This window comes from Nocardia sp. NPDC006982 (assembly GCF_042869435.1).
In the GTDB taxonomy this organism is placed as follows: domain Bacteria; phylum Actinomycetota; class Actinomycetes; order Mycobacteriales; family Mycobacteriaceae; genus Nocardia.
Genome location: NZ_JBIAFV010000057.1, coordinates 1 through 6532, shown reverse-complemented (window position 1 = coordinate 6532; position 6532 = coordinate 1). Strand labels below are relative to the sequence as shown.

General features: G+C 60.7%; 5 protein-coding genes. 1 reads left to right on the top strand and 4 read right to left on the bottom strand.

The window, feature by feature from the left end; genetic code table 11:
* Positions 1-207: 207 nt before the first annotated feature.
* The gene (locus tag ACFYOW_RS49160; RefSeq protein WP_387299035.1) at positions 208-2880 is read right to left on the bottom strand and encodes a hypothetical protein; all 2673 of its coding nucleotides are present in this window, start codon (positions 2878-2880) and stop codon (positions 208-210) included.
* A gap of 140 nt (positions 2881-3020) precedes the next feature.
* On the opposite strand from ACFYOW_RS49160, the gene ACFYOW_RS49155 reads away from it, so the two are divergent.
* Entirely contained in the window at positions 3021-3584 is a 564-nt protein-coding gene (locus tag ACFYOW_RS49155; RefSeq protein WP_387299033.1) for a hypothetical protein, read from the top strand.
* Positions 3585-3951: 367 nt separating this feature from the next.
* On the opposite strand, the gene ACFYOW_RS49150 is transcribed toward ACFYOW_RS49155, so the two are convergent.
* From ACFYOW_RS49150 to ACFYOW_RS49140, 3 genes are read right to left on the bottom strand one after another with little or no spacing between them, the layout of a single operon-like run.
* Positions 3952-4605 carry a GDSL-type esterase/lipase family protein gene (locus tag ACFYOW_RS49150; RefSeq protein ID WP_387299031.1) on the bottom strand — a complete coding sequence of 218 codons (654 nt, stop codon included), beginning with the start codon at positions 4603-4605 and terminating at the stop codon, positions 3952-3954.
* Entirely contained in the window at positions 4602-5579 is a 978-nt protein-coding gene (locus ACFYOW_RS49145) for a hypothetical protein (protein ID WP_387299029.1), read from the bottom strand. The genes ACFYOW_RS49150 and ACFYOW_RS49145 overlap by 4 nt, the downstream gene beginning before the upstream one ends.
* A gap of 32 nt (positions 5580-5611) precedes the next feature.
* Positions 5612-5905 carry a helix-turn-helix transcriptional regulator gene (locus tag ACFYOW_RS49140; protein WP_387299027.1) on the bottom strand — a complete coding sequence of 98 codons (294 nt, stop codon included), beginning with the start codon at positions 5903-5905 and terminating at the stop codon, positions 5612-5614.
* Between the last annotated feature and the right edge of the window lie 627 nt (positions 5906-6532).

Here is a 6532-nt window from a genome sequence, read left to right as displayed (position 1 = left end):
ATCGCTCCTTCACGGAACTCCGCATCGAACTTGCGTCTCTTCTCCGCCATCTGGCCTTTCCTTTATGGTCCGGCCTCCACGATATGAGGGGAATCGCACCGTCGACCAGCAGACCCCAGCGAAATGATCACGGTTTGTGCGCCAGAACCCATCACCCTGGCAGGGCGACAGTCAGCTGAACCCTATGAGGAACTCACGCCAACCACTTCAGAAGATAGGACGGTCTTGGTCTCGCATGCTGTGGTCCGACTCGACCGGGATGCTTTCGCTCTGCCGATCGTCGACAAGCCGATAGGTAATCTCAACTATCAATGGACGATTCGGAATCCTCGGCCGCCGAGGCAACGGACCATTCGTCAGATCCAGTTGTCGGCATACAATAAAGTATGGGCCCAGCACTGGCGCCTTTTTAGTGCGCAGACCCCACATCTCATGCAACACTCGATATTGGTCGTCGGGTATCGACAGCGCATGCTCCCCGCCCACGAATTCTGCGGCACCGAGTTCGGCTAAATGCTCGCCCTTGTTTTCCCGGCCGAGCAACGTCGGCGCTGGGCCGGGCAGCCGTTGCCCAGGCGTGTTCTCCGGCAAGAGAAGATGGGTGGTCTCATGGGCGAGAGTAACTTCCCATTCCTCTACGGACACCTTATTGCGAGGGCGGTGGGGACCGCTTGCGGGCTCACCGGGCTCGAGGAATTTGTCAAAGAACTCCGCAGACTGCGGTGGGGCTGGTATGCGCTGATCGTTCGGCTTCAAGATCCGATCGGACAACACCAGCGTGCGCCAACCTCGAAAACCGTTTCTCGGAATCATCGCCGTAGTGCCGTTCGGCAAGGTCGTCTGTCGTTGCATCAATGCGGACTCCTCCGGCACGATCATAATCGTGTCCAGAAGACCGGTGAGCTCCCCGCCGCTTCGTTCGGTCATATATCGAATGACGTTCGCAGTTTGTCGAATTCGCTCTATACCGAGTCGATTCGAGGAGAAATTGAGAAGCCGTATGGTGCTGATACCGTCGCTGAAATCATAAGCCTCGCTGACAACCTCCACGTCACCGCCACCGTCACGTCCGTCGTTGTGAGTCAGCTCTTCGAGATCATTGACATAAAAGTGGTCGACATGGTGCGCTTGCGCGCGGTAAGAAGCCTCGATAGCAGCACGTTTCACATCCGGTTCGACCAAGCTATCGAGAATATCGGCGCCGATGTGAGTGTGGTTGATCGTATCTCCGGTAGCGAAGATATCGGCAGGCACATGTTCAGCCGCGACCGCCTCGTCAAATTTCGAAGCAGCAACTGGAAAAACCACCACAAAACCCGTCTTGCCATTCCGCTGTTCGGCGTAGGCGCTTGGCACCACTTCAATAGGCGTGCTGCCGTCGAGATACTGTCGGACAAAGTCTTTGGCCTTGTGATCGACGCCGTGCGGGAACATCACCTCAAACGGCTGGGGCTCACTCGAATGTCCGCCTTCCAGAGATTCGATCCGGAAACCGCGGTTTGGCGCGTCGTCCGATTGCCGCTCGCTGCGGTCCCGCCTACCCCACATTGCGGGATCGCTGTCATTGTCAGCTGGGTCTACGTCGTTGATGCCGGGAGCACGATCCCACGGATTGAAGCTCGGCCAGATCAAACCCTCGCCGAGGCCGTCCAGGCCATCGACGTTGCCCGGCGGTAGGGGCCGCCACGGGTCGAGCGACGCCAGTTCGACCTCGTCACGTTCGAATTGATCACGTAATTGCCGCGCCTTTGCGCCGTCGGGCGCATTGGCGTCGGCGATCGCCCATTCGGCGGCGTCCCGAGCGACCGCCGTCAGCCTGATGAAACGCGGATGGGTGTCTGCGGCGGGATCCTGTGCGACCAAACGGTATTCCTCGACCCGACGATGCAATAGCCACGTCCAGTAGTACCGCTGGCCAGCGGCCTGAATCTCACCGAGAAGCAGGTCAGCGCCCTCGCTACCAACTCCGGTATAGCCACGAGGTGCGACAAGGCTGCCGCGCGCCAGGATGATGTCGATCACCAGGCGATCCCAGTCAATACTTGCCCCACGCCGATTCGCATCCGCAACCAGGCCACGCAACACAGCTTCCGCCCGCTGACGCGCACCGCCCACAGCGACCCAACCCTCGGCCCACTCCGGCGGCAGCACAGGATCCGTTTCCTCGGGCGACCAGCCCTGGTCGAACTGCTCCGGGGCCCGCAGCGAATCGGTCGTCGGTGCGATCTCGCTGTCGATCAACGCGGGCTGGGGGTCGCCGCGATCGGTATCGAGGTTGACTGGTTCGGCCGCCTGGGTGGTTTTTTTGGCGGTGGGTGCAGCTTCGGCGGCTTGAGTTGTCGGAGGCGTGTTTGGGGGGTCGTCCAGTGGCGCGCGGCGTCCCACCACGGTGTGGTAGGCATCGGGGTTGTCCGCCGGTTCGCGTGCGGTACTGCTGATTTGGGGCCCGCCTGCCAGGTAGTCTCGCAACGCGTCCGATACGACCCCGTCGCGAATTTCGGCGTCAGTGGCGTCGGCCTGCGTTTGATGGGGGTTGACGCCCCGTCGTCGCTCGAACTTCAACTGCCTGGCAGGTCCCTCAACGGCCACTGCCGTGCGATTGAGGATGACCCATACGTCATCGATGTCGCCACGGAGCCGATGTTCGCCGCTATGGCGATAGCCATGGAGGCCAAGGGCGGCCGTAAATCGTCCAAGGTCCTCCAGCACGCACTTGCGTGCTTCCAGGTACTCGAGCCTGGCCGCGATCTGTTGGGACCACGGCATCGCTGACAGATCTGCTATTTCTTTATCCAAGCGAGCGAGTTCTGCCTGCTGCGCTGCATACAGATCGAGTGAATTCGACACCCGGGCACCGGGGCGCAGGACCATCCGGATCACGCCATCCGGCTGCTTAAAGCGGTTCTCCGCGATGGACCGTTCTGTGGTCGCATGTGTACCGTTGCCGTGTATGGCTCCGTGGCCTGGATCTCCGGACTCACCGGGTCGGTTCAATTCGTCAATCGCACAAAGGTATTCCCATGCCCATCGAACCAGACGAACGCCTTGGCATACACGGGCAAGCCAATGCTGTGGTGCACTCTCTGATCACCAGTGTTGTCAGTGTGTTCGCACTGATAGTCGTCGTCGTGCTCATCTCGAAGGCGCTCGGTCTGGGTGCGGAAGAGTCGGAATCGACTGCGGCGAGTACAACGCGCAGTTCAGCCCCTACCGCGCCGGCAACCACACCGGCCGCTGCGCCGATGTCTCTGTCGGATCCGCGATGCGCCCCGGCGTCGGAGAATGTCGTCGCGCAGGTGCAAGCGGGCCTGACCATGGATGGCTACCGGTTCACCAATGCCACGGTGATCATTGACGGTCGTCTCACGTTCTTCGGTGCGACGACCCTCGACGCATCCGGACAGATGGAAGAGCGTTCGGACGTGTGGATCCTGCGCGACCACGTCGTCTTCGCCTCCACCGGCGGCGCACGCAGCAACTCGCAATTCCCGAAAGCCTCGTCGTCACCGCTGAGTATTTCGCCAGCAGACGAGCGGGTGCGAGCCGTGGACGGGTGTGTAGTGGATGCCACGCGCAGAAGTTGATGCACCCGTGGGCGCGACGAGATGGGGGAGCTCGCAGCGAGGGGCAGACCGCGAATCGGAGTCGTCGAGGCCAACCGATGACAATGACGACAGGAAGTCGGTCGGCCAGGGTATCGACGGTTCGTGATCGCCCGGGAAGATCGCTCAGCAGGTGTTGAGGTCCTTGAAGCAGCAGAAAAGTGCCATAAGCTTGTCCGGCCTCGTCTCCAAGTAGCTCGTCTTTCCTGGAAGACTTTGTCGGCTAAGACGGAAACCATCAATGAGTTCGTTCAGAGTGTCGCCGCGTCGAGACCTTGCGGTGTCAGGCCGAGGTCTTCTCAATCGAGAATCCAGCAGGCGGGTGCAGTGAGGCAGTCGGAGCCGAGGGCTAAATATTTGGCCTGATTTCTTGCGCGATCAGCTTTGAAAGAGGCTCGTGTGAGTCACGGCTCAGGTGCGTACCGTCATTTCCCGGACACGCGACGGTAGCCGCGTCCACGAACAAAGCCTTGCGCTTGTCAGCGACGCGGCGTATCGCCGCGCCGAGTTCGCGTGATTTACGCACGGAGTCGGCATCGTACTCGGAACTGCGCTCGGCAAACGCGGGCTGGTCGGCATCGAGATGGATCGGACTCACCAGCAATACCGCAGGCACTCCACCGTTGCGGGTCCAAGCAGTGCGCTCGATGTTGTCGATATAACCCTCGAGCGCGGTAGCGACGGCGTCTGTTTCTCGACCGAACTTGGTTTTGAGATCGTTGTTCCCGAGCATGATGACCACCATGTCCAGTGGCGAGTGGCTGCGCAGGCACGGTTGAAAGTAGGTTCGGCCATTGCGGTCATCACGATCGGGGTCGTCCAAGTCGGTGGTACGACCGCCGAGACCTTCCTCAATAATGGCGTATCCGGTACCCAGAAGTTGCTGTAGTCGACCGGTCCAGCGCACGTCGGCTGGCCATCGGGCGTGCCCTTCGGAGCGTTGGCCGAAGGTGTTGGAGTCACCGAAGCACAAGATAGTAAACGCAGCAGGGTTAACATTCAATGTCGGATTCCTACGGGTTGGACGGATACGCCGAGGTGTTTGGCGACGCCGACAAGCCCATCCAGCCGTTGCGTACCTCGACGGGTCAGTAGCTCATTGGTCAGCGTGTGGGCCAGGGGTATGTGACCAACGAATTCTGGTGCCATAGAGCACGCATGACGAAGCGTATCCACGGCTCCCGCATAGTCTCGATTGTGAATCCGGGCTTGTGCAACGTTGATGAGCCTGCGGCTGCGCAGCGTGGGCGGAATTCCGGTACCACTGCCACTGACAACAGCGGCAAGTTTCAGAGCTTCACGCGGCCGATTCGCCCCAGTCTCGTTGATAACACCGAAACTCGCGGCCGAGGTGCGACCGAACACATTCGACGCCTCAGGTCTGCCGACGTAGTCGTCTTCTAGCTGCGTCCCGGCCGATTCGCATAACCGCAAATATCGCCGTGCCTCCCGGTAGTCCCCCGTTCGAGACGCCGCGAATGCGGCGTAGCACAGAAGTTCTCCCCAAATGGAGATATGGCGCGGGGTGGCTGTAGACAAACGTGGTTCAATGTCGGTAGCTGCTTGATCGGCATACGCGGCTGCATCGTCATACAAGCCTTTTTTCGCCAACAGCCATGAACGTGATCCCTTAATCGCGGCTTGTGACAGATCGTCTCCGCTTTCTGCTGCTAATACATCTGCACGGAGGAGCGCCAAGGCGGCCAAGTCTTCCTGAGCGACGTAGCCCAGAAGATTTGATGACGCGTGCAATAGTTGAGCAAGCGAAATATTGACCTGACGCCCTGGCTCACCCCTCGTCGCCTCAGCAGCGCTATACGCGCTTGCTAAGACAGTAGGAAGCATCCGTTCCATTTCGCCGAAGCGAGCCGCAAAAAACAAGTCCCATGCACGCGCTACCGCAGCCGTGAGCTCTATCTGCGTGCCTGGCGGTATATCTGGAATGCATCCCATAAGCACCCGCCGCAAATGAAACATACTGCCATCGTGCGAGCCACTGCTTGAGTTATCTAAGACTGTGTCGCCGCCGGGTTGGTCGTCACCGTAGGTGGCTGCCGCGGCGAGTGGGTGACCGCACCAATCGAGCCTTCGGCGAGTAAGTCCGTAAGTTGCTCCGGCGTAACTTGCAGCGTTGCAGCAAGTTTCGGCCACAGCCCCGCTTGAGGCTGGCTCTTGCCAGCCTCCCAGCGGACCACAGTTGACCGCTCTACCTCCAGGCAGGCAGCTAAAGACTCCTGGGTGAATCCCTGCGCCTTACGGCGCTGCGCGAACGCACGGCGCGCCCCGCGCCCGGCAACCGCCATCCCTTACCGCCTTCCGCCCCCGTGTAACACCCAAGCTCAGCGGGGCAATGCCTCTTTCACGCCTCATTAGTGCACAGCGGATGCTCTGGCCGGTGACCGCTGCGGACGGTTGGCTACAGGGTACGGCCCGCACGCGCCGAATGCTCTATCAACTCCCGGCAGCAGGCCGACGGCGATGTCCTCGCTGGCGGGAGAACCACTCGCCACAGATTTCGGGAGTTGCACTCATGGCCGCTGTGGCCCCGCCACCGCCCACCCACCATGTCACATCGTCTTGGGATGCCCGATCAGACAACGACCCGGACCGAGCGGCCTGGACGGACCCGTATTCGCACAGCACTCGCCGAATTGGAGGTATCGGATGGCCACCCATTTCCTTGGCGTGAATCAACTGATGGCCCGCAATGATGCTGACGCCGAGCGACATCCGGACCTTGTGTCCCGAGCAGGCGCGCCATCAATGCCGCCATGGCTGACGGAAACGTCCGCCGCTGCCCGAAAAGCGGACTGGGGCAACGACAGTCGCTGGCGCCTAGCCTCGATCTTTCGCCGGGCCTTCGGCCCGGCGTAGTCGGGTTCGGATTGGTTTCCGGTGGCTGATCAGCGGCCGGTGGGCAACATCGGGTA